Origin of the sequence: Streptomyces griseorubiginosus (assembly GCF_001514195.1) — a bacterium.
In the GTDB taxonomy this organism is placed as follows: Bacteria; Actinomycetota; Actinomycetes; order Streptomycetales; family Streptomycetaceae; genus Streptomyces; species Streptomyces griseorubiginosus.
Genome location: NZ_KQ948737.1, coordinates 390,012 through 415,158, shown reverse-complemented (window position 1 = coordinate 415,158; position 25,147 = coordinate 390,012). Strand labels below are relative to the sequence as shown.

At 69.3% G+C, this 25,147-nt stretch carries 25 protein-coding genes and 1 pseudogene; 11 read left to right on the top strand and 15 right to left on the bottom strand.

Translation table 11 applies throughout. The features are described 5' to 3' along the window. Positions 1 to 29: 29 nt before the first annotated feature. A complete protein-coding gene (locus AQJ54_RS20235; protein WP_169808245.1) occupies positions 30 to 1,289 on the top strand; it encodes a sensor histidine kinase in 1,260 nt (419 codons plus the stop codon). Beyond that, positions 1,286 to 1,954, top strand: a complete 669-nt coding sequence (locus tag AQJ54_RS20230) for a response regulator (RefSeq protein WP_062019770.1) — start codon at positions 1,286 to 1,288, stop codon at positions 1,952 to 1,954. The genes AQJ54_RS20235 and AQJ54_RS20230 overlap by 4 nt, the downstream gene beginning before the upstream one ends. Positions 1,955 to 1,979: 25 nt before the next feature. Here the strand turns inward: AQJ54_RS20230 and AQJ54_RS20225 are convergent, their stop codons facing one another. Both AQJ54_RS20225 and AQJ54_RS20220 read right to left on the bottom strand, forming a co-directional pair. Further along, positions 1,980 to 2,348, bottom strand: a complete 369-nt coding sequence (locus AQJ54_RS20225) for an STAS domain-containing protein (protein WP_062240445.1) — start codon at positions 2,346 to 2,348, stop codon at positions 1,980 to 1,982. Between the two features lie 138 nt (positions 2,349 to 2,486). Further along, entirely contained in the window at positions 2,487 to 2,858 is a 372-nt protein-coding gene (locus AQJ54_RS20220; protein WP_062239302.1) for an STAS domain-containing protein, read from the bottom strand. 230 nt (positions 2,859 to 3,088) lie between these two features. Here AQJ54_RS20220 and AQJ54_RS20215 point away from each other — a divergent pair, with 230 nt between their 5' ends. After that, positions 3,089 to 3,562 (top strand): ATP-binding protein, encoded by a 474-nt coding sequence (locus tag AQJ54_RS20215; protein ID WP_062239300.1) that lies wholly within the window; start codon positions 3,089 to 3,091, stop codon positions 3,560 to 3,562. A 278-nt stretch (positions 3,563 to 3,840) separates the two neighbouring features. Here AQJ54_RS20215 and AQJ54_RS20210 read toward each other — a convergent pair whose 3' ends face one another. Next, positions 3,841 to 4,044, bottom strand: a complete 204-nt coding sequence (locus tag AQJ54_RS20210) for a cold-shock protein (protein WP_020140946.1) — start codon at positions 4,042 to 4,044, stop codon at positions 3,841 to 3,843. Positions 4,045 to 4,739: 695 nt separating this feature from the next. After that, positions 4,740 to 5,789 carry a YihY/virulence factor BrkB family protein gene (locus AQJ54_RS20205; RefSeq protein ID WP_079069948.1) on the bottom strand — a complete coding sequence of 350 codons (1,050 nt, stop codon included), beginning with the start codon at positions 5,787 to 5,789 and terminating at the stop codon, positions 4,740 to 4,742. Between the two features lie 284 nt (positions 5,790 to 6,073). Between AQJ54_RS20205 and AQJ54_RS20200 the strand changes: the two genes are divergently transcribed. The 3 genes and pseudogenes from AQJ54_RS20200 (at position 6,074) to AQJ54_RS43730 (ending at position 8,595) form a co-directional block, all read left to right on the top strand. Beyond that, positions 6,074 to 7,234, top strand: a complete 1,161-nt coding sequence (locus AQJ54_RS20200; protein WP_062239297.1) for a DUF418 domain-containing protein — start codon at positions 6,074 to 6,076, stop codon at positions 7,232 to 7,234. A gap of 105 nt (positions 7,235 to 7,339) precedes the next feature. Then, the gene (locus AQJ54_RS20195) at positions 7,340 to 7,930 is read left to right on the top strand and encodes a 3'-5' exonuclease (RefSeq protein WP_062239294.1); all 591 of its coding nucleotides are present in this window, start codon (positions 7,340 to 7,342) and stop codon (positions 7,928 to 7,930) included. Between the two features lie 99 nt (positions 7,931 to 8,029). Beyond that, a pseudogene (locus AQJ54_RS43730) lies at positions 8,030 to 8,595 on the top strand (transposase). 9 nt (positions 8,596 to 8,604) lie between these two features. On the opposite strand, the gene AQJ54_RS20185 reads toward AQJ54_RS43730, so the two are convergent. Continuing rightward, positions 8,605 to 9,594: a CehA/McbA family metallohydrolase gene (locus tag AQJ54_RS20185; protein WP_248845399.1), complete on the bottom strand. Its 990-nt coding sequence runs from the start codon at positions 9,592 to 9,594 to the stop codon at positions 8,605 to 8,607. A gap of 247 nt (positions 9,595 to 9,841) precedes the next feature. Beyond that, complete coding sequence (locus AQJ54_RS20180; protein ID WP_248845398.1) at positions 9,842 to 10,294, bottom strand: GNAT family N-acetyltransferase; 453 nt, start codon at positions 10,292 to 10,294, stop codon at positions 9,842 to 9,844. 182 nt (positions 10,295 to 10,476) lie between these two features. On the opposite strand from AQJ54_RS20180, the gene AQJ54_RS20175 reads away from it, so the two are divergent. After that, positions 10,477 to 11,136: a hypothetical protein gene (locus AQJ54_RS20175; protein WP_062239291.1), complete on the top strand. Its 660-nt coding sequence runs from the start codon at positions 10,477 to 10,479 to the stop codon at positions 11,134 to 11,136. A 43-nt stretch (positions 11,137 to 11,179) separates the two neighbouring features. On the opposite strand, the gene AQJ54_RS20170 is transcribed toward AQJ54_RS20175, so the two are convergent. The 3 genes from AQJ54_RS20170 to AQJ54_RS20160 are packed head-to-tail and all read right to left on the bottom strand — an operon-like array spanning position 11,180 to position 14,309. Beyond that, entirely contained in the window at positions 11,180 to 12,091 is a 912-nt protein-coding gene (locus AQJ54_RS20170; protein ID WP_169808241.1) for a carbohydrate ABC transporter permease, read from the bottom strand. Next, positions 12,091 to 12,993 (bottom strand): carbohydrate ABC transporter permease, encoded by a 903-nt coding sequence (locus tag AQJ54_RS20165; RefSeq protein ID WP_062239288.1) that lies wholly within the window; start codon positions 12,991 to 12,993, stop codon positions 12,091 to 12,093. Before AQJ54_RS20165 ends, AQJ54_RS20170 begins: the two co-directional genes overlap by 1 nt. Then, positions 12,990 to 14,309 (bottom strand): extracellular solute-binding protein, encoded by a 1,320-nt coding sequence (locus tag AQJ54_RS20160; RefSeq protein ID WP_062239285.1) that lies wholly within the window; start codon positions 14,307 to 14,309, stop codon positions 12,990 to 12,992. The genes AQJ54_RS20165 and AQJ54_RS20160 overlap by 4 nt, the downstream gene beginning before the upstream one ends. Positions 14,310 to 14,499: 190 nt before the next feature. On the opposite strand from AQJ54_RS20160, the gene AQJ54_RS20155 reads away from it, so the two are divergent. Then, a complete protein-coding gene (locus AQJ54_RS20155; protein ID WP_062239282.1) occupies positions 14,500 to 15,531 on the top strand; it encodes a LacI family DNA-binding transcriptional regulator in 1,032 nt (343 codons plus the stop codon). Between the two features lie 84 nt (positions 15,532 to 15,615). Beyond that, complete coding sequence (locus AQJ54_RS20150) at positions 15,616 to 17,925, top strand: beta-xylosidase/alpha-l-arabinosidase (RefSeq protein ID WP_062239279.1); 2,310 nt, start codon at positions 15,616 to 15,618, stop codon at positions 17,923 to 17,925. A gap of 64 nt (positions 17,926 to 17,989) precedes the next feature. Here the strand turns inward: AQJ54_RS20150 and AQJ54_RS20145 are convergent, their stop codons facing one another. From AQJ54_RS20145 to AQJ54_RS20135, 3 genes are all read right to left on the bottom strand, one after another. Beyond that, positions 17,990 to 18,337: a hypothetical protein gene (locus AQJ54_RS20145; protein ID WP_062239276.1), complete on the bottom strand. Its 348-nt coding sequence runs from the start codon at positions 18,335 to 18,337 to the stop codon at positions 17,990 to 17,992. A 123-nt stretch (positions 18,338 to 18,460) separates the two neighbouring features. Further along, positions 18,461 to 19,288 (bottom strand): alpha/beta hydrolase, encoded by an 828-nt coding sequence (locus AQJ54_RS20140; protein WP_062239273.1) that lies wholly within the window; start codon positions 19,286 to 19,288, stop codon positions 18,461 to 18,463. Positions 19,289 to 19,524: 236 nt separating this feature from the next. After that, positions 19,525 to 19,848: a putative quinol monooxygenase gene (locus AQJ54_RS20135; protein WP_159055538.1), complete on the bottom strand. Its 324-nt coding sequence runs from the start codon at positions 19,846 to 19,848 to the stop codon at positions 19,525 to 19,527. Between the two features lie 139 nt (positions 19,849 to 19,987). Between AQJ54_RS20135 and AQJ54_RS20130 the strand changes: the two genes are divergently transcribed. Continuing rightward, positions 19,988 to 20,584, top strand: coding sequence for a hypothetical protein (locus AQJ54_RS20130; RefSeq protein WP_246090884.1), 597 nt, complete (start codon positions 19,988 to 19,990; stop codon positions 20,582 to 20,584). A 78-nt stretch (positions 20,585 to 20,662) separates the two neighbouring features. On the opposite strand, the gene AQJ54_RS20125 is transcribed toward AQJ54_RS20130, so the two are convergent. From AQJ54_RS20125 to AQJ54_RS20115, 3 genes are all read right to left on the bottom strand, one after another. After that, on the bottom strand, positions 20,663 to 21,193 hold the full coding sequence (locus tag AQJ54_RS20125) for a hypothetical protein (protein ID WP_246090882.1): 531 nt from the start codon (positions 21,191 to 21,193) through the stop codon (positions 20,663 to 20,665). A gap of 277 nt (positions 21,194 to 21,470) precedes the next feature. After that, positions 21,471 to 23,237, bottom strand: coding sequence for a S8 family peptidase (locus AQJ54_RS20120; protein WP_062239267.1), 1,767 nt, complete (start codon positions 23,235 to 23,237; stop codon positions 21,471 to 21,473). A gap of 346 nt (positions 23,238 to 23,583) precedes the next feature. Next, on the bottom strand, positions 23,584 to 24,717 hold the full coding sequence (locus tag AQJ54_RS20115) for a ferritin-like domain-containing protein (protein WP_062239264.1): 1,134 nt from the start codon (positions 24,715 to 24,717) through the stop codon (positions 23,584 to 23,586). A gap of 249 nt (positions 24,718 to 24,966) precedes the next feature. Between AQJ54_RS20115 and rpmG the strand changes: the two genes are divergently transcribed. Beyond that, positions 24,967 to 25,131: a 50S ribosomal protein L33 gene (rpmG, locus tag AQJ54_RS20110; protein WP_062239261.1), complete on the top strand. Its 165-nt coding sequence runs from the start codon at positions 24,967 to 24,969 to the stop codon at positions 25,129 to 25,131. Positions 25,132 to 25,147 lie beyond the last annotated feature (16 nt).

Here is a 25,147-nt window from a genome sequence, read left to right as displayed (position 1 = left end):
CGTCGTTGACCACCTATGACATCAGCGGGATGGGACCGCTGGTCGCCAGGCTCTCCCGGTGCGGCCAGCGGTTGCGGCAGGCCGACCGGGCCCGTCCCTGGGTGCTGGACACGCTGGTCGTGGCGGTGGTCTTCCTGATGTTCTGTCTGCCCGACCTGCTGCGCGGCGGCGCGGACGACGGCGACGGACCGCCCCGCTTCCTGCTCGCCTTCACCGAGCTGCCCGTGGCGGGAATGCTGGCGCTCCAGGCAGGACTCGTACTGCCCCTGCTGTGGCGGCGACGCAGGCCCATGGTGGCCTTCGGCGTCATCGCGGCGGTGTTCGCCCTCCAGTGGTCCCTGGGCGTGGCACTGCGCGCGGACGTCGCCCTCTTCGTGGCCCTGTACAGCATGGCCCTGCACGGGCGGCTGCGGCAGCTGCCGTGGGCCGGCGCGGTGATGGCGGGAGCCGTGCTGCTGGTCGCGCTCCGCGTGTCCTCGGCCGTGTCCGTCTGGGACGCGCTGTTCTTCCTGTCGAGTACGGCGACGGCGGCCTTGACGCTCGGACTGATGATCCGGATCCGCCGGGCCCAGCTGGCCGGGCTGCGGGAGCGGGCGGCCCGGCTGGAGATCGAGCGCGACCAGCGCAGCAGGCTGGCCACGGCCACCGAACGCACCCGGGTCGCCCGCGAGATGCACGACATCGTCGGCCACAACCTCGCCGTCATCATCACGCTCGCCGACGCCGGCGCCTACGCCACGGACATCGCACCCGAGCGGGGCAAGGAGGCCCTGCGGCTCATCGGTGACACCGGCCGGCAGGCCCTCGGCGAACTGCGGCGCGTGCTCGGCGTCCTGCGTGAGACCGGGGACCGTGCGGCCGACGGGCCCGAGCTCAGCCCGCAGCCCGGCATCGCGGACATCGGCGCCCTGTGCGCCACGGTGCGCGCCGCGGGACTGGAGGTCGTCTACCGGACCTCCGGCGACGTCGAGACCCTGGACGACGGGGTCCAGCTGACGGTGTACCGGATCGTCCAGGAAGCCCTCACCAACACCATGAAGCACGCCGCCGACGACGCCCGGGTGCACCTGGCGGTCGTCCTGACGGGCACCCGGCTGAGCATCCGGGTCAAGGACACCGGCCCGGCGGTCACACCGTCCGGCGCCCCGAACGAGGAAGGACACGGCCTGGTGGGCATGCGGGAGAGAGCGGCGCTGTACGGCGGAACCGTCACCGCGGGGCCGACGGCCGGCGGAGGCTGGTGCGTCGAAGCCGTCCTGGACCTCACGCCCCGGGACGGTGACCGATGACCACCGTGCTCATCGTGGACGACCAGCCGCTGCAACGCTACGGCTTCCACCTGCTCCTGGACTCCGTCCCCGAGACCGATGTCGTAGGAGAGGCCGCGCACGGCGCCGAAGCCGTCCGCAAGGCCGCCGAACTGCGCCCCGACGTCGTCCTGATGGACGTCCGCATGCCCGGCATGGACGGCATCGAGGCGACCCGACGCATCGCCGCCGCCGGTGGCCGCTCACGCGTCCTCGTGCTCACGACGTTCGACCTCGACGAGTACGTCCACGCCGCGATCCGGGCCGGCGCCAGCGGCTTCCTGCTGAAGGACGCGCGCCCCGAGGAACTCCTCGCCGGAATTCGCGCCGTGGCCTCCGGCGACGCGGTGATCGCCCCCGCTCTCACCCGCCGCCTCCTGGACGAGTTCGCCCCGTACATCCCCGCCCACCGGGGCGACGGCGCCGAGGACCCGAGGCTGGGCTCGCTCACCGACCGTGAACGCGAGATCCTCGTGGCCGTCGGCAAGGGCTGGACCAACGGCGAGATCGCCGCCCGGTTCGTCCTGTCCGAGTCCACCGTCAAGACCCACGTCGGCCGCGTCCTGGCCAAGATCGGCGCACGCGACCGCATCCAGGCCGTGATCTTCGCCTACGACCACGGCCTGGCCCGGCCCAGCACGGACTGAACGGGAACAGCCGGGTGCGGGGTGGTCAGGCGCTCAGGGCGTCTTCGATGGTGGGGAGGCACGGGATGAGGGCGTCGATGCCGACGATCTGAAGGACGCGCAGGACCGATTGCTGGGCGCCGGCGATGCGCAGCCACCCGTGATCTGCGCTGACCTGCTGATAGACGGTGACGAACGCGTTGACGCCGCTGGAGTCCATGAAGGTCACATCGCTCAGGTCGGCCACGATCCGCTGCGGTGTCGGCGTGCCGTCCGCGGACAGCAGCGCCTGGACGAGGATGTCCTTGCCGTCGTGGTCGATCTCGCCGTGCACGGTCACGACACGAACGCCGTCGACCACCGTCCGGACGGCGCGAAGGCGGTCGTGTAAGCCGGCTCTGTGGTTGTCGCTCACCGTCTCCTCAAGGCGTTCGGACGTGCCCGCCTCTTGCGGGCGGGGATGATTCTGCCCCAGCCGGACGTCCAGATGCACCCCACGAGTGCCCCCCCAGCCTTGCAGGACGGGCTCAGCCGCAGGCCGGGGACCGCGGGTTCACCTGGCCGCGTCGTCAACCGTCGGCTGCACCGTGAGGACGGTGTCGGCTCCGGTCATCTCCAGCACGCGTCGCAGTTGCGGCGCCGGCGCCACGATGCGCAGATCCGTCTGCTGGTTGATGTGCAGCAGCAGGTTCAGAAAGGTCGAGTCCGCGAAGGTGATGCCGGAGACGTCCACGACGACCCTGGCGTGCTCGATCACCGCGGCCTGAAGCGCCTCGGCGAACGGCGCGATCGTGTCCATGTCGAAAGCGCCGTGGGCGACGATCACCCAGGCTTTGTCCCGTTCGTACTGAACCAGCCCGTTCTCCTCCGGAACATGCCCGTTGACCTGGCCAAATGGGTTCTGGCTGTCGTCGGCGGTACTCATGAGGCCAGTATGCCCAAGGATCAGTAACGTGTGGGTTTCACCTACGCCATAGATGGTGCTCGCATGACGGCGCAGCAGGAGCCCCCACCGCAGAACCGGTGCACATTTCGTATGCGTTCGATAACGGTGAGTGACTTTTCCCGGATCGCCCGCTTGCGATGTCTGAAGTCGGGCTCGCGGGGCATCCGAGGGGAGTTGGCTGAAGATGCTTGAGGCAAAAGGCGGGCTGCATGGTGCGAACGGCAATGGGCGAGGGACAGGACTCCCTGCTCGGCGGACCGGTGACTGTATCGGCCGCGTTCGAAGGCAGTGCGGAGATCGCTGAAGCCCGTCAGCTGGCTCGTTCGTTCCTGACGGATGTGCAGGCCGTCCACGGGCTGCCGGTGTCGGAGCGTGCGATGGGCATGGTCCAGCTGGTGGTGAGCGAGCTGGTGACCAACGCCCGCAAGTACGCTCCGGGCCCCTGCCTGCTGACCCTGGAGGTCATCGACGGGGCGGTCGAGGTGACCGTGTGGGACAGCGAACCGATCCTGCCGATCGCCAAGGCGGCGAACCCCGGGCGGGTGGGCCAGCACGGCCTCGAGATCGTGATGGCCGTCTGCCGGAGCATCGAGATGCATCGGGAACCGGTGGGCAAGCGGATCAAGGCCACAGTGGTGCTGGCCGACGACCCGGGCGGCCACGTCGCGGGCCGCATGGGGTGAAGGGGCGGGCTCAAAGAAGGCCTGATCCCGGACACCCGGCTATGTAGAAGATCATCGCGACGGGCGCGGCCGGTCTCGCCCTGGCTGCCCCTGCCGACGACGGCGAACGACGACAGCGACTTCGCCTTTCTTGCTGTCCTCGGCCACTCACGCTGACCAACGCACCGCAGCCCCCGCGCACCAAGTCGTGCGAGGGGGCTGCGGACGTGCGAGACCTCATCGAGACGCCGTGCCGGCAGACAGGCGTCCTCGTCCGCCGGTCCAGGGCAGGAGAGGGATCAGATCGCGTGGACCTGCTGTGCCTGCGGGCCCTTCTGGCCCTGGCCGATCTCGAACTCGACACGCTGGCCCTCGTCCAGGCTCCGGTAGCCGTTGCCCTGGATCTCCGAGTAGTGCACGAACACGTCCGGACCGCCGCCGTCCTGCTCGATGAACCCGAAGCCCTTCTCCGCGTTGAACCACTTCACACTGCCCTGCGCCATAACGGTGTTCCCTCACTTCACGGTCGCGACCTGATCGTCACGATCCCGAAGCGATTCTCCCCCGGGCGTCGCAGCAGAAACACCGGTCGCTGCAGTCCCGTGGGAAATCGCTCCCCGTGTCCGGGCTCGGGTGGACCGGATGTCCGCAGCCGCGACGGCTGAGGTCACTCGAGCGGGTCGGCCCGTGTGCGAAGTCGCTGCCAGCAGAGATGGACGTGCTGTTCGGCCTCTTGGACGGCCCGTTCGGGGTCGTCAGGAACCGTGCCTGCCGGAGGGGCTGGGGCAGGGGCAGCGGGGCCGGGTGTTCGGTGGTGGCCTGTCGAATGGGTGACGTGTTTACGGCCGCTCGGGTGAGCGATGGCTGACCGAGCGGAAAGGATCATGGCGATGACGGCTGCTGCGGTTATCGCCGCAGCAGCGTGCTGATCGGACACGAGTGGTGGCCTTCGTGCGGGTGCGGGTGCGGGTGCGGGTGCGTCGGTGCGTGCGGTGCGGATGGGGGGCGTAGGTCTGGGGCGGCGTCCGGTACGGCCTGCGTGTTCGACCTGAGCCGCATCATGGCCAGGCACCTCCGACCCGTTACCGCCCCCCTCGCCCGCAAACCGATCACCGTCACGCACCCCCGCCAGAAGCCTCATGGGAGGCAGGTATCCCGAGGTCACAGGCCTACGCCCCCGTAATGGCCGCAGGGGACGTCATGTGTCGCCCAGGCGGCGCCGGTCCTCCTCGTCCCACGTGCGGGTGTCGCGAGGCTGGGTGTACGGCTCGACCCCGGCGGGATGGCCGCCTGCGATGGCCCGCTGGCGGGCGATCTCGGCGTCGAACTCCAGACCCAGCAAGATGGCGAGGTTGGTGATCCACAGCCACAGGAGGAAGACGATGACGCCCGCCATGGTGCCGTAGGTCTTGTTGTAGGAGGCGAAGTTCGCGACGTAGAGCGCGAAGCCGGCGGAGGCGATCATCCAGATCAGCAGGGCCAGGAAGCTCCCCGGAGTGATCCACCTGAATCCCTTCACCTTCGCGTTCGGGGTGGCCCAGTACAGGATCGCGATCATGACCGTGACCAGGATGACGAGTACGGGCCACTTGGCGATCGACCACACCGTCAATGCGGTGTCCCCGACGCCGAGGGCCTGTCCGGCCTTCTGAGCGAGGCTGCCGGTGAAGACCACGATCAGTGCGCTGATCACGGCCAGTACCAGCAGCACCACGGTCACCGCGAACCGCACGGGAAGGATCTTCCACACCGGGCGGCCCTCGGGCATGTCGTAGACGGCGTTCGCGGCACGGATGAAGGCGGCGACGTAGCCGGAGGCCGACCAGATGGCCAGCACCAGGCCGACGATGGCCATGATGGAGCCGGTGCCGCTGTTGCCCTGCAACTGCTGGACGGCGCTGGTGATGATGTCGCGGGCGGAGCCGGGCGCGAACTGCTGGAGGTTGTTCAGGACCTTGTCCGTGGTCGACCTGCCGGTGAGGCCCAGTACGGAGACGAGCACGAGCAGCGCCGGGAACAGTGCCAGTACGCCGTAGTACGTCAGCGCGGCCGCGCGGTCGGTCAGCTCATCGTCCTTGAACTCGCGCAGGCTGCCTTTGAGAGCCGCTCCCCAGGCGCCCTTCGGCAGTTTCGTCGGCGTCGTCGGCGCGTTGCGCTCCACCTCCGGCCCGGGCCCGGCCTCGGCGGTCGCGGGGACCTCATCGTGAGTTTGATGTTCTTTTCGTCCTCTAATGTGCAACTTTGTCATGGCGGCCGGGTACCCCACTCCCTGCGCCCAACCGCAGCGGCTGCCAGGAGGCAGCGGTCCACTCCGTCGGTCGGCAGGGCGGTACCCGCCGACCGGCGGGGGAGGGCCCGAAGACTGCCGGATGGTTCGCGCCGGGGCACCTGCGCGAAGTTCTCCTCATGACACAGGCACAACAACCGCAGGCGACACCGGCACCGCAGGCGACACCGGCACCGCAGGAGAACTCGCCTCCACCTACCCGGACCTCCACCGAGCCCGCCGGCCTCGCCTCGACCGATCCCTCGATGGGACGCCTCGTCGGAGTGGACCTGGCCCGCGCACTGGCCGTGTTCGGCATGTACGTCGTGCACATCGGTCCCCCGCTGTCCGCGACACACGGCGTCGCCAGCTGGATCCGGTACATGGCCGACGGCCACTCGTCGGTGCTGTTCGCCACGCTCGCCGGGTTCTCGCTGATGCTGCTCGCCGGCCGCCGCGAACCCAGGACCGGCCTGGCCGGCCGGCAGGCGAGAGCCCGTATCGCGATCCGGGCCGTGATCCTGCTGGCCCTGGGCACCGTGATGGCGATCGAGTACGGGGGAGTGATCATCCTCGGCTTCTACGGGGTCTACTTCCTCCTCGCCCTGCCCCTGGTGCGCCTGCGGGCCAGGACCCTCGCGATCATCGCCGCCGCGTTCGCCCTCGTCGCGCCGCAGCTGGCGTACGTCCTCTCCTCACTGCTGACTCCCTCGGTCCAGCAGAGCATCAACAGCTACGACCCGCTCCGCCACCTCAGCGAGGTCGGCGTCCTCGATCTCCTGCTCACCGGCTTCTACCCGGCGCTCACCTGGATGTCCTTCGTGATCGCGGGCATGGCACTGGGCCGCCTCGACCTCTCCTCCGGCACGGTCCAGAAGCGCCTCGCCGCACTCGGCGCCGCCCTCACCGCGGCCGCCTACGGCATGTCCCTGCTGCTCGCCGGCAAGGGCGCGTTGCGGAGTCTCGCGGAGGACGGGCCCTCGTCCGGCAGCTCCGGGCCGATGCCCACCGGCGGCGGATCGATGCCCGCGGACGGTGGATCGTTCCCCGACCTGTCCGCGTCGTCTCTCCTGCAGGCCGGGCCGCACAGTGGCACCACGTTCGACATCATCGGCAGCGTCGGCATCGCGATCCTCGTGATCGTGGGCGCGACGGTGGCGATGGACCGCCTGCCGCGACTGCGCCGCCTGGCCAAGCCGGTCATCGCCGTGGGCACCATGTCCCTGACCGCCTACGTCGGCCACTTCCTCGCACAGTCCGTGTTCTCCACGCCGGCCGGAACCGGTACCCAGCAGTCCTGGCTCCCCCTGATCATGTACGTCCTCGGAGCTGTACTCTTCGCCGCGATCTGGTCCCGCTTCTTCCGCCGCGGCCCACTGGAGTACCTCCTCAACGCCGCCACCAGGTCGGCGAACCGCATCCGCTGAGACCGGCCGGGGCGTGAACCGGCACATGCGGACGGTGGGGAGTGCGCGCCTGGGCCTGCACAAATTGAGGTGCCGGTACCGGGCGCGCAACTCTACTCTCGGCCCATGCGCCACGAACCCGCCCTGCTGAACGTCATTGACGTGGAAGCCACCTGCTGGGACGGGCAGCCGCCGCCCGGCTCCGTGAACGAGATCATCGAGATCGGTCTCACCGTCGTGGATGTGTCAGCAGGACGCCGGCTGTCCCGGCACCGCCTCCTGGTCCGCCCCGTCCGCTCGACGGTGAGCGTCTTCTGCACGGAACTGACCGGACTGACGCAAGCCGAGGTGGAGCGGGGTGTCTCCTTCGCCGAGGCATGCCGGATCCTCGTCGAGGAGTACGGCGCCGCCGAGCGCCTCTGGGCGAGTTGGGGCGAGTACGACCGCCGCCAGTTCGCTCGGCAGAGTCAGGCGGATTCAGTGGCCTACCCGTTCGGCTACCCGACAGAGCGCAACCACACCAACGCCAAGGCCGTATTCACCAAGGCCTACGGACTGCACAGGAAACCCGGCATGGCCCAGGCCCTGCAGATAGCCGGACTGCCGCTGGAGGGCCGCCATCACCGCGGAGAGGACGACGCGTGGAACATCGCCGCACTCGTCCTCGATCTGGTGGGGCGCGGAGCGTGGCCGGGCACGGAGCCCGACGTCGTTTAGCCGGTGCGGACGGGATGTTGGTGACGGCTTACTGATCGTTTCAGAATGAGTTGAACCGCAGGTCTTGTGCTTAACGATCTTGGTCAGCAAGGTGTCCGTGTGCGTTCTGATCTTGTTCCGGATGACCTGTGGGAGCGCGTGGCTCCGCTCCTGCCGCCCGCTCCTGAATGCCGCCGCCATCCCGGTCGACTGCGCGTTCCCGACCGGGCGGCACTCGCCGGGGTGATGTACGTACTGCGGACCGGCGTCGCCTGGCGCGATGTCCCAGCCGAAAAGGTCGGCCAGCTCGCCGTCACGCTCACCGGCGGCAACCGCCACGATGTCACCAGCGGCTGCCGCTGCTCGACGCGGTCCCGCCGATCCGGGGTCTGCGGGGACGGCCTCGCCGCAAGCCGCGGTACCTGTATGCCGACTGGGGCTACGACTTCGACAAGTACCGCCGCCTGCTGTGGAAGCGCGGCGTCAAGCCGCTGATAGCCCGCTGCCGCGTGGCCCAAGGCTCAGGGCTCGGCAAGGTCCGTTGGGTGGTGGAACGGAGCTTCGCCTGGCTGCACCAGTTCAAACGGCTCCGGATCCGCTACGAACGACGCGCCGACCTCCATCAGGGCCTGCTCGAACTGGCCTGCAGCCTCATCTGCCTCCGCCGCCTCCGCACCTCACGCTGAAACGAACGGTCAGCCGAGGATGATCGGATTGGTGAGTGCGGCGACGTGACCGTTGGGATGGCGGACCTCGATGCGGACGAACGCCGACTGCTCCGCTGTCGTGTCCCACTGCACCGCTCCCGCCCCGTCACCGGGGAGAGGTGCCCGATAAACCATCCCTCGATCGGTGTGGAAGCTGACGGTCCCCGCTGGCGCACCTCGTACTGCCGCGTGAACTTCCACCTGCCCACCATGAGTCGCGAGCCGCTCTCCCACCCCGGCAACGCGACCGTCGGCATAGGCGGAGAACGACACGTCCACATCCGCCGACTCGGCGATCCAGCTGCGGCCCGCGCGGATCCCGGCCAGGACCGCCTCCGTTGTCAGTTCCTCGGCGAAGACCACGGTGTGAGGGATTCCGATCTGCCCTTCCAAATGGGTGTCGCTGTTGCCCATCGCCGGCCGCCACGAGCCCGTCTGCAGGTCCGCCCCGAGGCTGTGCCCCCACTCCGCCAGCGCCGCCTCGTTGTCAGCATTCCAGGGCCGATCCGAAGTCCACAGTCCGTTCCACACCTCCACCACGTCGAAGCCGAGGAAGGGGAACATGAAGCCCCCCGAGGGGAAGGGCGCATGCGGGTGCGCGGCAACACACAGGCCCCCTGCCCGGTGGACCTGGGCCAGGCACTTATCAATCAATCCGTCCCTGACCTGATGGTTCCAGTCGACGACCTCGCCGGGACTGATACCGAGCGCGAGCCAGTGCCCGGTCTTCGTGGTCACCTCTTCGCCGAGAAGGATCAAGAAGTCATCGGCGGCCAGATACCCCCAGGCACCCGGGGGCGCAGCTGAGTTGTGCTCCGTCGTCGCGATGAAGTCGAGCTTGGCCGCGCGTCCCCGGACTACCAACTCTTCGGGGGTGAGTTCCCCGTCCGAGTGGACGGAGTGGACGTGGCAGTCCCCGCGGTACCAGGCCGCCCCACGTCCGACCGCCCGTGCCGGCGGGAAGCTCAAACTCGACAAGGTTCTCCCCTCCAAAGTCCCGTCGAGTCAACGCGTGGGCAGGACAACCCGTTCCATCCCGCTACTGAGCACCATCTCAGCTGAGGCATCAGACCAAGATCTCATTCTGAAATGATCAGTTATGTTGGTGTGCAGATCGTTGGCGAGGTCGCGGTGGGCAGCCCTGACCCCGGAGGCGGTACATCCGTGGCACCTGGGCGCAGTCGGCGACGAGGTACCAGGGCCCGGACTTGGCGAACAGCCTTTATCAACCGGGCAGTTGGGTCGGACGCCCCAGGGCGTACACCGTGACCGGGCGGTCGTGCAGGTGGTCCTCTCGGCGCGGGGTGAATCCCAGTCGCTCGGCCACCTTCACTGAAGCCTCATTGCCAGGCCGTACGAGAGCCGTGAAGTAGTCGGCGTCAAGGTTGGCGAACCCCCAGTCCAGGCAGGCTTGAGCAGCCTCAGTCGCGTAGCCGTGCCCCCAGCTATCCGCACGAAGAGTCCATCCCAGTTCCACCTCGTCGAACTGTTCCCAGTACTGAAGACCGCTTCGGCCGATGAACTCCCCGTTCGACTTCAGCTCGATCGCGCACAGGCCGTGACCTCGCTCGGTCCACTGGCTTTCGATCGCGGTGAGGCGTTCCAGTGCTTGTTTGATGGGAGTAGGTCCCGACGAAACGGTTGACCTGCGGGTCGGCATGAAGGTCGACGAAGGCATCGACGTCGGACACACGAAGAGGCCGCAGGAGCAGTCGTTCGGTTTCGATCATGTGTCCGAGCATAGGTCTGGGGCCCAGTCGGTCAGAGACGCTTGGCGTGAACAAAACCACCCCGCGCGACGGGACGAAACGAGAGTGGAGGAGCATCTGCTCAGCCATCGTCTGTCTGTGAGGAACCGTCATGCGTCCTGTCCGCCGTGCTGTGCCGTCCGTCCTGTTTGCCTGTCTGTTGCTTGCGGGCTGTTCCTCCGTCCAGCTCGGTACGTCGACGTCGTCCGGAGGGAGCAGCGTCGCGGCGGGGGCGCCCGGCCAGGGTGAGGGGAAGTCGATCGCGGTGGGCGCGGGCCCACAGAAGCACTACACCGTGCAGAAGCAACCCCCCGCGGGGAGCTGCAAGTACCGTTACGAGCACGGCGAGCCGCTGGAGGACCCGGCCTGCACGCCCGGAGCGATATCGCCGGCGGTGACGCAGGCGAACCTGGCCTCGACGATATGCCGCAAGGGCGGCTACACCTCCGGGGTGCGCCCCTCCGCGTATGTGACGGGCAAGGAGAAGAAGCTGAACGCCGCGTCCTACGGGTTCACGGGGAGGATGGCGGACGCGGAGTACGACCACCTGATCAGTCTTCAGCTCGGCGGCGACCCCAACGACCCCAGAAACCTGTGGGTGGAGCCTGCCGACCCGGGCCACCGCAAGGGAGCCGGGGTGAACAACAAGAAGGACCCGGTGGAGACCAAGCTGCACACCGCGGTGTGCAAGGGCCAGGTCACCCTCGCCGCCGCGCAGAAGGCCATAGTCACCGACTGGACCACCGCCCTGAGCAGCCTTCACCTCGGCTGAACCGGCGTCCGCCGGTGGGGATCACTCCCCCCGACACCGGCCGCTACTTGCCGAAGCCCGCCGTGAGGCCGCCGATCAACTGGCGGCGGCCGAGGACGTACAGGGCGAGAGTGGGGAGGGTGGACAGGATGACCGCGGCGAGGATCGCGGGGACGTTGATGGTGAACTCGCCCTGGAAACTCCACACGAACAGGGGCAGGACGCGTTTGTCGGGGCTCTGGGTCAGGATCAGCGGGAACAGGAAGCCGTTCCAGACGTTGAGCGCGTCGTAGATCGTGACCGTGATCAGGGCGGGGCGGGAGAGCGGCAGGGCCAGATTCCACAGCATGCGCCAGTGGCCCGCGCCGTCCGCGCGCATCGACTCGTACAGCTCGTCCGGGATGTCCCGGAGGAAGTTGACGAGGATGATCACGGTGAGCGGGATGGCGAACGCCGCCGAGGGGAGCACGACCGCGCCGAGGGTGTCGTACATCTGCGCCTTGGCGATCAGGTAGTACACCGGGATGATCGTGGCCTGGAGCGGGATGGCGAGCCCCAGCAGGAAGACGCTGAACGTCCAGCGCAGGGCCCGGCTGGTGCCGCGCACGATGGCGTAGGCGGCCAGGAAGGACACCACGAGGGTCAGCAGCGTGGCGCCCGCGGTCACCACGACACTGTTCCACAGGAAGTGGGCGAATCCGTTGTCCAGGACGAGGCGGTAGTTCTCCAGCGTCGGGCGGGTCGGGACCGCGAGGGGGTTGGCGTCGAAGAAGCCCTCGCGGGTGCGGAGGCTGGTGACGAGGACCCAGTACACCGGTACGAGGACGATCAGCAGCCAGACCAGGCCGCCGAGGGCGCCCGGCGCGTTGGTGCGGCGCAGGCGGGCGAGGACACCCGGCGGCGTGGACGGTGCTGCGGACGACCGGGGCGCACGGGTCCCGGAGTCGGTCTGCGGGGCGTGGGAGAGCGCGGACATCACACACCTGCCTGCTGGCTGCGCATCCGGGAGAAGCCGGAGAAGCGGACGACGATCAGGGAGAGAAGGAGGCCTGCGGCGACCAGGACGACGGAGATCGCGCTGGCGAGGCCCATCTCGTTGCTCTGGAAGCCGGTGATGTACATGTCGAGAGGGAGGAGGCGGGTGGCGTAGCCGGGGCCACCGCCGGTGAGGACGAAGACGAGGTCGAAGTAGGTGAGGGAGCCGACCAGCATCAGCATCGAGGAGGTGACGAGGGTGTAGCGCAGTTGCGGCAGGGTGATGTGCCAGAACTGGGCGAGCCGGCCGGCCCCGTCGATGGACGCCGCCTCGTACAGCGAGCCCGGGATCTGCCGGGTGCCCGCCTGGTAGAGCAGGGTGTGGAACGGTACGAACTGCCAGGCGATGACGAACACGACGGCGTAGAAGGCGAGTTCGGGATCGCCCAGCCAGTTCTTGTTCAGCAGGGGCAGGTTCAGGCTCGCGCCCAGGCCGAAGTTGGGGTCGAGCAGGTTCTTGAAGATGATGGCGATGGCCGCCGTGGAGATCAGCAGCGGGACGAAGTAGATGACCGCCAGGAGGGCCCGGTAGCGCTGCTGTCCGGCGACGAAGGCACCGAGAAGCAGGCTGATCGGGGTCTGGACCAGCCAGGAGACCACCATGAACTTGAGGGTGAGCCACAGGGCGTGCCGGGTGACGTCACTGGTCAGCACCTCGTGCCAGTTGCCGGTCCCGGCCCACGCCGGGCTGCCCAGTCCGTCCCAGCGGGTGAAGCTGAGGTAGACGACGATTCCCATGGGGACCAGCGCGAAGACGGCGAAGAGCAGCAGGGCGGGCAGGGCCATGAGGAAGGGCGGACCGCCCTGCTGCCTGGGTGTCGGGGAGATCTTGGCGGTGCTCACTTCGCGGCCGCCTCGTCCATCTGCGCGCAGAACTGCTCCGGGCTGATCTGGCCCAGGAAGAGCTGGTCGAGGTGGGTGAGCAGCTCGTTGCCGAGCTCGGGGCTGAGGGCCTGGTCCCAGGAGAGCTGGAAGTTCTTGGCGTCGCGGGCGAGTTGGTAGACGTACGACGACCAGTCCGCGTTGGCCGACGCCTTGATCTTGGCGTCGAGGTCCTTCACGGGCGGGACGTCGCCGTTCTTGAGCAGGTTGTCGACATAGGTGTCGTTGTAGACGCCGTCCTTGAGGTACGCCACGGCGGCCTTCTTCTCCTTGGCGCTCGCCTGTGCGGACAGGGAGAAGAAGTTGGCGGTGTTGCCGACGATGTCGGTCGCGTCGCCCTTGCCCCCGGTGACCGCCGGGAAGCCGGTCCAGCCGAGCTTGCCCCCGGCGACGAACTCGGGCGCGCCGGTGGCGATGGATCCGTATCCCCAGCTGCCCTGGAGGAGCATCGCCGCCTTGCCCGTGTAGAGCTGGGCCTCCGCCTGGCCGGTGTCGGCGGAGACGGAGGTGAAGCCCTTGGCGAAGCCGCCCGCGTCGACGAGCTGCTTGATCATCTGTGCGGCCTTGAGGACGGCCGGGTCGGACCAGGCGCCCTTCTTGCCGTCGGCTATGGCGGCGAAGGTGTCGGGGCCGCCGACGCGGTCGACGAGGTACTCCAGCCACATCAGGTCCGGCCACTTGGACGCGCCGCCCATGGAGATCGGCGCTATGCCCTCTGCCTTGAACCTCTTCACCAGGGCGAGCAGGTCGTCCCAGGTCTTCGGCGGCTCGGCGCCGGCCTTCTTGAAGAGTTCCTGGTTGAGGTACAGGACCACGGGCTGCACGCCGTTGACGGGGACTCCGTAGGTCTTGCCGTCGAAGGTGGCCGACTTCAGGACCGAGGGGAAGATGCGGTTCTTCCAGGCGGGGCTGGCGTCGAGGTCGGCGGTGAGATCGGCGACCTTTCCCGCGTCCACATAGCTCTTGAGTCCGCCGCCGCCCCAGTTCTCGAAGAGGACCGGGCCGTTGCCGGCACCGACGGCGGTGCGCAGCTTCTGCTTGTAGGGATCGTTCTGGAAGTACTGGTAGGTGACCTTGCTGTCCGGGTGCTGCTTGTTCCACTCGGTGGCGGAGGCTCGGAAGGTCGCCTCGGACCCCTGGGTCAGTGCCCAGACCAGCGCGCCGTCACCGGAGCCGGCTCCGGTGCTGCGCCCACTGCTTCCGCAGGCGGTCAGGGTGAGGGCGAGTGCCGTCGCCGAGGCGGTGACCATGACGCGGATCGGGGTTCTCAGGGCCATCGGGAGCTCCTTTGCTCTACAGAGGATCCGGTTCGAAAATTTTCGAAACCTCTGCGATTTCTGGCCGATAAATTAGGTCCGCAGTGTGAGGGGGTCAAGACGCTGAGCGCACTATTCTTCGAGCAAATCTGCTCTGGACCGGTGCGAAAGCTTGCGCTACCGTCCCCGTAAACGTTCGAAAGGATCAGGCATGGGGAAGAGAGCCGTTACGCGGAGCCGGACCACCTTGACCGGTGTCGCCGAAGCGGCCGGGGTGTCCGTGGCCACCGTGTCGAAGGTGGTCAACGGTCGCAGCGACGTCTCTCCCGAGACCCGGGCGCGCGTCGAGCAGCTGCTCGTCGAGCACGACTACGTGGCCCGCGGCCCGGGCGGCGCACAGTCGCCGGTGCGCACGATCGACCTGACCTTCGACGCCCTGGTCAACCCGAACAACCTGGTCATCGCACAGGGGGTGACCCAGGCCGCGGCCGAGGCGGGCGTAGACGTCGTCCTCGGTACGGCGCCCGACGACCCGTTGGGTGCCGCCTGGGCCCGGAAGATCACGAACGCCGGGCGGGAGGGCCTCATTCTGGTGACCTCCGTGCTGACGGCCCCCCAGCGCGCCCAGTTCGCACAGGCCGGCATCCCGGTGGTGCTGATCGACCCGACCAATGTGCCCGACGAGAGCGTGCCGAGCATCGGCGCGACGAACTTCACCGGCGGTATGACCGCGACCCAGCATCTGCTCGAACTCGGACACCGCCGGATCGCGATGATCGAGGGCCCGCACGACGCCGTCTGCAACACCGCCCGTCTGCACGGCTATCAGGCCGCGCTCACCGCCGCCGGCGTCACCCCCGACCCCCGGCTCATCAAGCGGGGCGACTTCCGCTTCGAGCCCGCCCACCGGGCCGCCCTGGAACTCTTCGCCCTCGAGGACCCGCCGACCGCGGTCTTCGCGGGCAACGACCAGTCGGCGTTCGGCGTCATCGAGGCCGCCCGCCGGCACGGCCTGCGGGTGCCCGAGGACCTGAGCATCGTCGGCTTCGACGACACCGGCGCGGCCAGCACCTCCGCCCCGCCCCTGACCACCGTCCGCCAGCCCCTCGTCGAGATCGGCCGTGCCGCGCTGCGCACCCTGCTCCGGCTCATCGCGGGCGAGCCCCTGGACAGCCACCGGGTGGAGCTGGCCACCCAGCTCGTCGTCCGCTCGTCCACCGCCCCGCCGCCCGCCGCTTCCTGACCGGCCCACCCCCCTTTTCCTGGCCGGCCCACCTCCCCCTTTTCCTGAACAGCCTCCCCGCGCCTAGCACCCCGAGGACATGCCATGACCACGCCTTGGGCCGATCCGGCCTGCCCCCGTGACGACAGAGTCGAGGCCCTGCTCGCCCAGATGACCCTGGAAGAGAAGCTCGCCCAACTCGGCAGCGCCTGGCCCGGCGTGGAACACGTCAGCGGCAACGTGGCCCCCATGCAGGACGTCTTCGCCCGGCACACCGAGTACGAGCAGGCCAGCAAGGACGGACTGGGCCATCTCACCCGCCCGTTCGGCACCAAGCCCGTCGACCCCTCGACGGGAGCGACCCAACTGGCGAACCTGCAACGCGACTTGATGGACAACACCCGGCTCGGCATCCCCGCCATCGCCCACGAGGAGTGCCTGACCGGGTTCACCACGCACCACGCGACGGTCTTCCCCGCCGCGCTGGCCTGGGCCGCCGCCTTCCACCCCGAACTCGTCGAACGCATGGCGGGCGCCATCGGTACGAGCATGCGCCGGGTCGGCGTCCACCAGGGGCTCTCACCGGTCCTGGACGTCGTACGCGACTACCGCTGGGGCCGTGTCGAGGAGACCCTCGGCGAGGACCCGTACCTCGTCGCGACCTGCGGCGCCGCCTACGTCCGCGGCCTGGAGAGCGCCGGGATCATCGCCACCCTCAAGCACTTCGCCGGGTACTCCGCCTCCAAGGGCGCCCGGAACCACGCACCCGTCTCCATGGGCCCGCGGGAGCTCGCCGACGTGATCCTGCCCCCGTTCGAGGCGGCCATCCGGGACGGCGGCGCCCGCTCGGTCATGAACTCCTACGCCGACGTGGACGGAGTACCGGCGGGCGCGGACCCCACGCTGCTCACCCGGCTCCTGCGCGACGAGTGGGGCTTCGAGGGCACGGTCGTCTCCGACTACTGGTCCATCGCCTTCCTCCGTACGATGCACCGCATCGGCGAGACCTACGGCGAGGCCGGCGCCCGCGCCCTCGAAGCCGGCATCGACGTCGAACTCCCCGACACCCTCTGCTACGGCGAACCCCTCGCCGAACTCGTCCGCGACGGCACCGTTCCGGAGGACCTGGTCGACCGCGCCGTTCGCCGCGTCCTGCGTCAGAAGGTCGAACTGGGCCTCCTGGACGCCGACTTCGACCCGGACACCACCACGTCCACAGAGCCCGTCGACCTCGACCCGCCCGAGCACCGCGCACTGGCCCGCGCCCTCGCCGAGCAGAGCGTCGTCCTGCTCGACAACTGCGCCGGCGTCCTCCCGCTGGCCGCCGACACCGCGTCCATCGCTCTCGTCGGCCCCTGCGCCGACGACCCGAACGCCTTCTTCGGCTGCTACTCCTTCCCCAACCACGTCCTGCCCCACCACCCCGGCCACGACAACGGCATCGAGGCCCACTCCCTGCTGGCAGCCCTGGCCACGGAGCTTCCCGGGACCCTGATCGCCTACGAGCAGGGCTGCCCCGTCAAGGACACGAACCGCGACGGCATCGACGCTGCCGTGGCGGCGGCCCGGGACGCGGACGTCTGCGTCGCCGTCGTCGGCGACCGGGCGGGCCTCTTCGGCCTCGGCACCTCCGGCGAGGGCTGCGACGCCGAAGACCTCTCCCTGCCCGGCGTCCAGGGCGAGCTGGTCGAGGCACTGCTCGCCACCGGCACCCCGGTCGTCCTGCTCGTCGTCTCCGGACGCCCCTACGCCCTCGGCGCGTACACCGACCGGGCGGCCGCGGTCGTCCAGGCGTTCTTCCCCGGCGAGGAGGGCGGGCCCGCCCTGGCCGGCATCCTCTCCGGACGCGTCGTGCCCTCGGGCAAGCTGCCCGTCCAGGTCCCGCGCACACCGGGAGGCCAGCCCGGCACCTATCTACATGCCCCGCTGGGCGGCAACACCGAGGGCGTCAGCAACCTCGACCCCACGCCCGCCTACCCCTTCGGCCACGGGCTCTCGTACACGACCTTCGCGTACGACGCCCTCACCCTGAGCGCCGACACCGTCCCCACGGACGGCGAGGTCGACATCAGCTGCCTCGTCCGCAACACCGGCGACCGCGCCGGCACAGAGGTCGTCCAGCTCTACACCGCCGATCCGATCGCACAACTGCCGCGCCCGGTGACCCAGTTGACCGGATTCACCAGGGTCCGTCTCGAACCCGGCGAGCAGCGCAGGGTCACCTTCCGCGTGCACACCGACCGGCTCGCCTACACCGGCCCCGACCTGCACCGCATCGTCGAACCCGGTGCCATCACCGTCATGCTCGGCTCCTCCAGCACCGACATCCGCCTCACCGGCACCCTCCGCCTCACAGGCCCGGTTCGCGGGGCAGACCACGACAGGATCCTGCACACGCCGGCACACGTCGACTGAGGGGCAGAGGCAGAGGCGAAGGGTGGGGCCGGCACGGTCCGTCCCAGCCAGGTGAACGTCCGCGCTACGACCGCTTCGTCCGGAGCAGCAGGTCGACCTCCTGCTCCTGGTCTCCCGACACCGCGCCCTGCTCCTCCACGGTGAACGCGGCACCCAGGGCTTCACGGAGTTGATCCACGGCCGCGTAGCCGCCCTGCAGTGTGGCGGAGACCGGGCCCTCCAGGGGGATGGGATCGGTCGGGATCCACTCCTGCGTCGGCTCGAACTCCGCTGTCCACACGAGGTCCTGGCCGCCCGGCTGTTCCTGGGGCAGGTCGTCAGCAGGGCGGTCGGTGGGGAACGCCGTCCGCAGCACGCTGAAGACGGTGGCGGCGTCCTCCTTGGACGCTCCGGTGAGCGACACGGTGGCCATCAGACTCATTCTCCTTGCATACGAGGACGGGGACATCCAGGAGTACCCACTCAGGGGAGCGGCACACGGCCCGAGCCCCTGTCACCGGTAAAGCTCGCCGCTACGGAGTTGAACCAGCTGCGTTCATGCCGCAAGGGTGTTCAGGACGTCGGCGACGGAGGAGGGATCGAGCGGGCCCACGTGCGACGCCTCGGGATAGTCGTGCACGCGGAAGCGGTTGCCGGGTGTGAGGGCGTCGGCCTCCTCGACCATCCTGTCCTGGAGCGCGGTGGCGATGGTCCGGTCCTTGCCGAAGCGCAGGTAGGTGCGGGGGATGCGGCCCCAGCTGTCAGCCCGGCCGACCGCCCGGCCCGCGTAAGCCGTGACGGGCTCGTCGGTCTGCATGCCGGCCAGGATCCGGCGGAAGTCCGCGTCGGGGTAGTCCGCGCAGATCATCTCCTTCAGAAGGGCCAGTGCACGGCGGTCACCTGTCCGGAAGTTCAGCCGCAGCACCCCGAGACGCTCCGGGTCACCCACTGTCAGCTCGACGGGACTGACGGCGTCGGCGTTCTCGGGTGCCGCCGTGCAGGCGTCCGCAGTGGGCAGGGAACGGCTGGGGCAGAAGGCGGCCATGTAGCAGATGTGGTGCAGCAGATGCGGGACGGCGTTGCCGACCCGGCTTACCGAGACGCCACCCAAGCTGTGCCCGACCAGCACCACCGGGCCGTTGCGTGCCGCGCGCCGCACGACGCCGGTGACGCGCGCCTCGTAGTCGTCCAGCCCGAGCCCCTTGAGCGGGGACGGCTCGACCGCCATCGCGGCGAGGTCCTGCCGCTGGTACGACTCCGGGACGAAGGCCTGCGTACCATGCCGCGGCTGGTCCACCATGACGACACGGTGACCGCGCAGCGTCAGCTCCCGGGCTATCGGCATCCAGAACGCGCCGGCGCTGTGAGTGCCGTGCACCAGCACGTAGGTGGTGCCCCCTTGGCGCGGCTCTGCGGCTGCTCGTGAGGCCCCGAGTGAGCCGCCCAGGGCCGCGCCCCCTAACGCGAGCCCCAGACCTCGCAGCGCCGCCCGCCTGGAGGTGCCTGTTCCTTGTTCGTTCGTGGCATCCGTCATGCTCCGACGCTATGAGCGGCCCGAGGAGCCCACCAGCGGCCCAGCACCCCGGTGGGGGTGGGCCTGGCATCACCTCTGCCCGTTGGTCAGCGCAGCACGGCCTTGTCGCTCGTGCCGTATCCGAGCGGGGTGATGACGCGGATCTCGGGCTCGGCGGTGAGCAGTTCTCCCACTCGGCTCATCGCTTCGGCGAGAAAGGGAGCCTGGCTGTGTTCGTCGATGGCCTGCTGCGAGGCCCACTTCTCGACGAGCACCATGGTGAGCGGATCGGCGGCGTCCTCGTGTGCCGCGTAGGTGAGGCAGCCCGTGTCCTCGTGGGTCTGCGAGACCACCGACGCGATGACCTTCCGGGCCTCGTCCGCCCGCTCGGCGCGCAGCCGCAGGGTGCTGATCACGATTACAGATTCCACCGCTGGTCCTCCTCGCTGTGCGCACCGGAAGATCCGGCGCGCAGTCACTGAAGCACGCAGGCGGCTGTGGGTGGAACCCGCGTTATCGCAGGGTGGAAGGCGTCCGACCGGCCGGCAAGGCCGCATCTATGCTGACGTCGTGCAGGTACTGGGCAAGAGCGGCGAGGACGAGATGGTCGCCTGCTTCCTGAGTGGCGAGCTTTCCAGCCAGAGGTTCGGCCAGAGGCTGCGTTCCCATCTGGCGCCGGCCGGGCAGTCCGAGCAGTTGCTGACGCATCCGGACCTCTCCGACGCCGTAGCGAACACCGCACGTCGCGCTCTGCTCGCGGCAACGCGTGGGTACGGCGAGAACCGCGACCTGTTCGAGAACTTCCCCGATCAGGTCACGTGGATCAGGGCATTCCTGTCCGCCGGCGAGGCGGCCGACGTTCGCTACATCGACTACTCCTACTGGGTCGAACTGTCGGGTGGCAGCCGCCGGCCGACCGATGCTGCCGCACGGATCAAGGCAGGGCTGCGGGCGTTGGACGTGCCCAACGAACCGTTCGTCGACGCGGCCCGGGCTCTCATGAGAGGTGAGCGGTTCCCGCCACTCATCCTCGTCGGGGAGAACCAGGACAACCTGGTCTGCCTTGAAGGTCACCTCCGTCTGACCGCCTACGCCCTCGCCGACTTCCCGACCGGCATCGAGTGCCTCATCGGCACCGCGCCGGCCATGGGGCGCTGGGCGCGATAGACCAGGCTTCGGTAAGACCCGTCGGCGGCGAACTCCTGGAGCAGTGGCCGTCGTTGTGCCCGGCGTGTTGTTGTGCGTCTACAGCCCGGCTGCTTGGACGAAGGACGCTCTGTCCTCGTCGCCCAGGTAAGGGTCGGCGCGCAGCTCGTCGTCGGCCAGCAGGCGTTGCACCCAGGCCGCGTCGGCCACGAATGCCGCTCGGCACTGGGCCCGTTCAGGGTGGTCCTTCTCCGGGCCGCTGACCGCGAGGTCCCACGCGTTGTCCGGGTCCGTCGGTGCGGACAGGACGGCGGCGACGAGCAGGAGCCCGACCAATTCGTCCCGGCGGGGGAGCGATGGATCGGCAGCGAGCCGCAGCAGGTAGGGCACGACAGCGGGCATCACGGTACTGATGGACATCGGCCCTGACATCACCAGCCAGTCGAGTGCCCGCTCCGCCATCTCGGCCGCCTCGGGATCGAGCAGTCCGCGCAGGACGACAGGGACGTCGACCTGGCAGCCAGGAACGGAGGACCACTCCACGTCCTCGCAGCCTTGCAGTGCCGGATGGGCGGAAGGGCCCTGCCTCAGGTGCGGGTGGGCCGCCGTGAGAGCTGCTGTTGCGGTCACCGCTGCGGCCTCATGATCCACCCTGCACACCAGCCTGCCTCCGATCCCCAACTCGGGCCGTCCCGGCGGACATCGACCATCAGGGCCGCGAGTCTACCGATGCCACTCCCCTCGTAACCCAGCGGCCTTTCCTGGACGATTGCGGCACGTGGGCCCCGTGGCGGCGCACACCGCCACGGGGCCCATATGCCCTCTGCCGCCCAGCAGTTCGCAGCTGGCCCAACCAACCGCGGCCCGCCATGTCCCTGTCCCGTGGGCGGCGTTGCCGGGCCCTGTGCTAGAAGGTCAGGTTCCAGGCGTCGATCTTGCCCGTGTCGGAGGCGGCGTTGTCGTTCACGCGCAGCTTCCAGGTGCCGTTCGCGACCTCCGAGGAGGCGTCCACGGTGTAGGTCTGGGCGATGTTGTCGGCGCTGCCGCCCGCGCGGTTGTGCAGCGTGTAGACGGTGCCGTCCGGCGCCACCAGGTCGACCTTCAGGTCACCGATGTAGGTGTGCTTGATGTCCACACCCACCTTCAGGGTGGCCGGGGCGTTGCCGGTCACACCGGTGACGGCGATCGGGCTCTCCACGGTCGCGTTGTCGTTGATGGTGAAGTCCGTGAGGTTCTCGAAGTACTTGCCGGGCGGCGGGGTGGCCCCGACGGCCTTGAGGGCGTCGACCTGTCCTTCACCGAAGAAGGAGTTGTTGGCCGTCGTACCCGTGCAGCGGCTGTCCGAGGGGCAGGCGATATCGTTGGCCTGCTCGGCCAGCTTGGTGCGCAGCTGAGCCGGGGTGATGCCCGGGTTGGCGCTCGCGATGAGTGCCGCGACGCCGACCACGTGCGGGGTGGCCATCGAGGTGCCGCTCTTGCTGCCGTAACCGCCGCCGGGGACCGTGGAGTACACGTTGCTGCCCGGCGCCGCGACGTCGATGACGCCCTGACCGTAGTTGGAGAACGATGCCTTGGTGACGCCCGTGCCGTTGGCCGCGACGGTGACCACGCCCGGAAGTTCGGTCGGGATGTCGAGGCAGGCGTTGGTGATGGTGCGGGTGACCGGTGTGGAGTCGTTCGGGCTCGCGGAGTCGGTCGTCTTGTGGGCGAGGTCGTAGTTCTCGTTGCCCGCGGCGGCGATCTGGAGGGAGCCCTTGCTCTCGGCGTACTCCTGGGCGCGCTTGACGCCCTCGATGATGGCGGCCTGGTCGATGTTGTCCGGGCAGTTGAACTGCCACGGGTCCGTGTAATAGCTGTTGTTGGTGACCTTGAATCCGTGGTCACCGGCCCAGACGAAGCCGCAGATGGTGTTCTCGGCGAAGAAGAAGGAGTTGCCCGGCTCGGCGACCCGGACCGCGGCTATCTTCACTCCGGGGGCCACGCCTACGACGCCCTTGCCGTTCTTGGCCGCGGCGACGGTGCCGGCCACGTGGGTGCCGTGCGTGTCGACGTCCCGCCAGGCGCCGGTACGGGTGTCGGGCTTGCCGTAGGCGCAGGAGACCGAGTCGGCCGCGTCGAAGTTGGGTGCCAGGTCCTGGTGCTGGTCGTCCACACCGGTGTCCAGGATGCCCACCTTGACGGAGGCGGAGCCCGGGTTCACGGCCCAGGCCTGGTCGGCCTTGATCTGGCTCATGTCGGCCCGGACCGGTTCGCCGGCCGGGGTGGAGGCCTGGGCCGGATTGGGCGGGAGCGCCGGGTCGTAGGCGGCGGCCGGGACGTCCGAGGTACGCGTGGCACCGACCTGCTGAACACCGGCGACGCCGCGCATGGTGGCGGCGAAGGTGCTGGACGCCGAGTGGGCGACGATCACGCCGATGGCGTCGAAGTTCGAGAAGACCGTGCCGCCGTTGGCCGTGATCGCCGAACGGACCGCCGAACTGTCACCAGGGGCGGTGATCACGAGGTAAGCGCGCGTCCCGGCCACCCAGGCCGCAGTCCGGGAAGCCGGCTTGGCGGCCGGAGCGGGGGCGGGGGCCTTCGCGGCCGGCGCGGGGGAGGGAACGACGGGGAGCGTGCCCGCGAGGGCGCCCGGGGCGCCGAAGGTGAGCGCCGTGCCGAGAGCGGCCGCCAGCACCAGGGTGCGTCTGGAGCGGCTTGATGTGTGGGGTATCAATGCATCCTCCGGAGACGGCCCGGCCGTGTCGAGGACACGGCCGGGCCGTACGAAACGAGTGGTGGATGCAAGATGTCAGGTGCATGATCCTGTACGGAAGTACCTTTCCGTGCAGGGACGCTGTGGGGGTGTGGCTGAAAACAGACGTACTCCGAGCGGCAGGTGTGCCGACAAGGCGGCATCGTCTGTGTGCACCACGGTGTCGGCGGTCACCCGCGCCTCACGGGTGACCGCGACGACCTGCGGGATCACCGGTCCCGCGCGCTCCGGCACCGCCCGCCCGTCGCCAGGGGCAGCGCGGCGAACACTACGAACGCGGGTGGAACTGGGGGCCGTACGTGCTCCGGCTCCCCGGGATCTCGGTCTCCATGAGCCGTAGCGCGGTCTCCTCCAGGCCGCGCATGGCGTGGACGGCCGCGCCCAGGGTGCGGCGGTCGCCGTCGGCCCAAGCGGCGTCGAGCGAGGTCAGCACGGTGGTGTAGGTGTTGTCGAACCTGTCCAGGAGCTGTTGCACCGACGCCGACGGCCGGGACCAGCCGCCCGCCGGAACCCGGGCCATGGGGCGTGCGTCCGGGAAGGGGACGGGCGCTCCGGTGAACGTCCAGCCCTCGGCGGTCTCCCGCAGTTGCCGCCCGTGGTAGATCTCGCCGAAGGCGTAGTAGTGCGCCGGGTGGTCGTCGGTGAAGGAGTCGGCCGGGGAACTGCTCGTGCCCTCGCCCTGCTCCCTGATGATGTCGATGGCGCGCTCGACGTCGAGGAGGGTCTCGACGGGGTGCAGATCGTCGGAGCCGATGCGTGCGGTCAGCTGTCCGCCGGCCGACAACTCCGGGGCCAGGACCTGGAAACCGTCGAGCATGGCGCCGTAGAAGTCGCCGACGGTGTGCGTGGCGGTGGCGCTGAGGGCGAGCGGTTCCTCGGGAGCCTCGATGGACATCATCATCTGCACGAACGACTTGTTGAGACCCGACAGGTACACGGTCAGGCCGTCGCGCACGCCGCCGGGCAGCGGGCCGGGGTAGGTGGGTGCCGCCGCCCTGATCCGGGGCTGCCCGCCCACGGCCACGAGCAGATTGCACACCACGCCCAGGTGGTACATCTCGTCGTCGATGATGCGCCGGATCAGCCGCGCGGCCTGCGAGTTGCGGTCCCCGATGGACCACCAGCCGCACAGGTACGGCGGGATCGTGGACAGTTCCAGCTCCACGGCGACCTGAAGCGCCGAGCGGAGCCAGTCGACGCCGCGGCCGGCCTCCGGGACGGCCAGCAGACGCGCGACCCGACCGACCGGCGGCGGCTCCGGTGGGCCGCCGTGCGAGCTCGCAGCGGCCGAGGCCGGTGCTGCTGCCGCGATGGCCGGCGCCCCGGCCGCCACGGCTGTAGTGGCCAGGAAACTCCGGCGCCCGATCGCAGCCCCGGCCGGCCTCTCCACGTCGTCCCTCACGCCATCACCCTTGCCTCGCGGTCACGGCCCCGCCCTGCCGAAGGCATACGGGTCCTCGGATCAGCTCGCGAAGCTAGCAGGCGTCATCCCCGGATGAGGGCGTTGACGTGCGAGGACGCACCACCGCCACCCTGTCAGGCCAACCCGGCGGAGTTCGGGGGTGCGGGAATGATGCGAGGGTCGACCGCGTTGATACCACTGCATGACATGACCGAGTCAAAGTGCTCGGTGGTGGTGGAAGGAGTCCTCATGGCACGCAGCACCACGCGTCCCGTCGTCACGCTCAGGTCGACGGCGGGCACCGGCTTCACCTACGTGACGCGGAAGAACCGTCTGGCCGACCCCGACCGGCTGGTCGTGCGCAAGTACGACCCGGTCGCCGGCCGGCACGTTCTGTTCCGCGAGGCACGCTGACACCGGCCCCGGCCCA

Bases quoted from the DNA above. Each gene is read 5' to 3' on its own strand.
- AQJ54_RS20235 (WP_169808245.1), top strand. From the start codon at position 30: ATGGGACCGCTGGTCGCCAGGCTCTCCCGGTGCGGCCAGCGGTTGCGG.
- AQJ54_RS20230 (WP_062019770.1), top strand. From the start codon at position 1,286: ATGACCACCGTGCTCATCGTGGACGACCAGCCGCTGCAACGCTACGGC.
- AQJ54_RS20220 (WP_062239302.1), bottom strand. From the start codon at position 2,858: ATGAGTACCGCCGACGACAGCCAGAACCCATTTGGCCAGGTCAACGGG.
- AQJ54_RS20215 (WP_062239300.1), top strand. From the start codon at position 3,089: ATGGTGCGAACGGCAATGGGCGAGGGACAGGACTCCCTGCTCGGCGGA.
- AQJ54_RS20210 (WP_020140946.1), bottom strand. From the start codon at position 4,044: ATGGCGCAGGGCAGTGTGAAGTGGTTCAACGCGGAGAAGGGCTTCGGG.
- AQJ54_RS20205 (WP_079069948.1), bottom strand. From the start codon at position 5,789: ATGACAAAGTTGCACATTAGAGGACGAAAAGAACATCAAACTCACGAT.
- AQJ54_RS20200 (WP_062239297.1), top strand. From the start codon at position 6,074: ATGGGACGCCTCGTCGGAGTGGACCTGGCCCGCGCACTGGCCGTGTTC.
- AQJ54_RS20195 (WP_062239294.1), top strand. From the start codon at position 7,340: ATGCGCCACGAACCCGCCCTGCTGAACGTCATTGACGTGGAAGCCACC.
- AQJ54_RS20180 (WP_248845398.1), bottom strand. From the start codon at position 10,294: ATGCCTTCGTCGACCTTCATGCCGACCCGCAGGTCAACCGTTTCGTCG.
- AQJ54_RS20175 (WP_062239291.1), top strand. From the start codon at position 10,477: ATGCGTCCTGTCCGCCGTGCTGTGCCGTCCGTCCTGTTTGCCTGTCTG.
- AQJ54_RS20170 (WP_169808241.1), bottom strand. From the start codon at position 12,091: ATGTCCGCGCTCTCCCACGCCCCGCAGACCGACTCCGGGACCCGTGCG.
- AQJ54_RS20160 (WP_062239285.1), bottom strand. From the start codon at position 14,309: ATGGCCCTGAGAACCCCGATCCGCGTCATGGTCACCGCCTCGGCGACG.
- AQJ54_RS20155 (WP_062239282.1), top strand. From the start codon at position 14,500: ATGGGGAAGAGAGCCGTTACGCGGAGCCGGACCACCTTGACCGGTGTC.
- AQJ54_RS20150 (WP_062239279.1), top strand. From the start codon at position 15,616: ATGACCACGCCTTGGGCCGATCCGGCCTGCCCCCGTGACGACAGAGTC.
- AQJ54_RS20145 (WP_062239276.1), bottom strand. From the start codon at position 18,337: ATGGCCACCGTGTCGCTCACCGGAGCGTCCAAGGAGGACGCCGCCACC.
- rpmG (WP_062239261.1), top strand. From the start codon at position 24,967: ATGGCACGCAGCACCACGCGTCCCGTCGTCACGCTCAGGTCGACGGCG.